We start from the raw sequence: 1,411 nt of genomic DNA, 5'->3' as shown, positions 1-1,411 counted from the left end.
AAAATGGAATGAACGCCTCCCGCCGGAGATGGCGGTGGAAACAAAGAAGGACGGCGGATTCTCATCTGGCGGATCATGAGGGTTCATAGGCCAAACCAACCGGAGGCTTCAAATGAAACTCACGCCAGTAGGAGTCGACATTGCCAAGAACGTATTCCAGATCCATTACGTGGACACGGAAACGGGCGAGATCGTGAACCGGCAGATCAAGCGAGCCAGGTTTCTGGAGCACTTCGCAAACCGGGCCCCCTGTCTGATCGGCATGGAAGCCTGCGGCGGATCGCAGCACTGGGCGCGACGGCTGCTCGAAATGGGACACCAGGTAAAGCTGATGCCGGCGAAGTTCGTCAAGGCCTTCAACATCGGCAACAAGAACGACCCGGCTGATGCGCGCGCAATCTGGCTGGCAGTCCAGCAGCCGTGCAAGGCGGTGGCGGTCAAGACCGAAGCGCAGCAGGCCGTGCTGGCGCTGCACCGGATGCGGCAGCAATTGGTGAAGTTCCGCACGATGCAGATCAACAGCATACGAGGTTTGCTGACCGAGTACGGTGAAGTGATGGGTAAAGGCCGGTCCGCGTTGGATAAAGCGATAGCCGGTGTGCTCGAGAGGCTGGCCGAACGATTGCCCGCGGTACTCATTGAGACGCTACGCGAGCAGTGGAATGGGCTGGAGAAGCTGGACCGGCAGATTGCCGAGATAGAGCGACGCCTGCGGGAGTGGATGAGACAGGACAAGGCATGCAAGAGCATCGCTGAGGTACCCGGCATAGGTCTGCTGACGGCAACGGCAGCGGTTGCGACGATGGGTGACCCCAAGTCGTTCAGCTCGGGGCGCGAGTTTGCCGCATGGGTCGGTTTGGTACCTCGACAAGCCGGTTCTGGTGGGAGGGTGCTCTTGCTGGGGATCAGCAAAAGGGGAGATACGTATCTGCGCACACTCCTGATTCACGGCGCCCGCAGTGTGCTGTACAACGCGAAGAATCGTGGGGCATGGGTTGAGCGGATCGCAAAGCGGCGACCACCAAACGTGGTACTCGTAGCCCTAGCTAACAAGATTGCCCGGACAATCTGGGCGATCCTTGCCCATGATCGAAATTATGAAAAAGACTTCGTAAGCGCGAAACCCACATGAACGATGTCACCCCGCGACACAAAATGCTCACCATCTGATAAGGGAAAAGGTTGCGTTGGCGATTGAGTGCTATGACGAATCAGGTCGGACCGTGACTCGCTAAACCTGCATATGACAGAGAGCTCCGAGCTCTTACGGAAAATGAGGTGCGAGTCAGCGGATTTCATCGGGGCCCGCAGCCAACCAACAGGCTGCAACAAGGCCGGATATAAAGGTGCAGCCCAACCTACGTCACGTCATAGCGCACAAAAGCCTAGCAAACGGGAGGCGTTCATATAA

At 57.6% G+C, this 1,411-nt stretch carries 1 protein-coding gene; it reads left to right on the top strand.

The window, feature by feature from the left end; translation table 11 throughout:
• Positions 1-112: 112 nt before the first annotated feature.
• Positions 113-1,132 carry an IS110 family transposase gene (locus AB4Y34_RS41575; RefSeq protein ID WP_368719275.1) on the top strand — a complete coding sequence of 340 codons (1,020 nt, stop codon included), beginning with the start codon at positions 113-115 and terminating at the stop codon, positions 1,130-1,132.
• The last annotated feature ends 279 nt before the right edge of the window (positions 1,133-1,411 follow it).

Source organism: Paraburkholderia sp. BR10954 (assembly GCF_040965775.1).
In the GTDB taxonomy this organism is placed as follows: Bacteria; Pseudomonadota; Gammaproteobacteria; order Burkholderiales; family Burkholderiaceae; genus Paraburkholderia; species Paraburkholderia youngii.
The sequence above is the reverse complement of the archived record's forward strand: the minus strand, read 5'-3'. Positions and strand labels throughout refer to the sequence as shown.

Excerpts from the sequence above, each read along its gene's own strand:
- AB4Y34_RS41575 (WP_368719275.1), top strand. The coding sequence starts at position 113 with ATGAAACTCACGCCAGTAGGAGTCGACATTGCCAAGAACGTATTCCAG.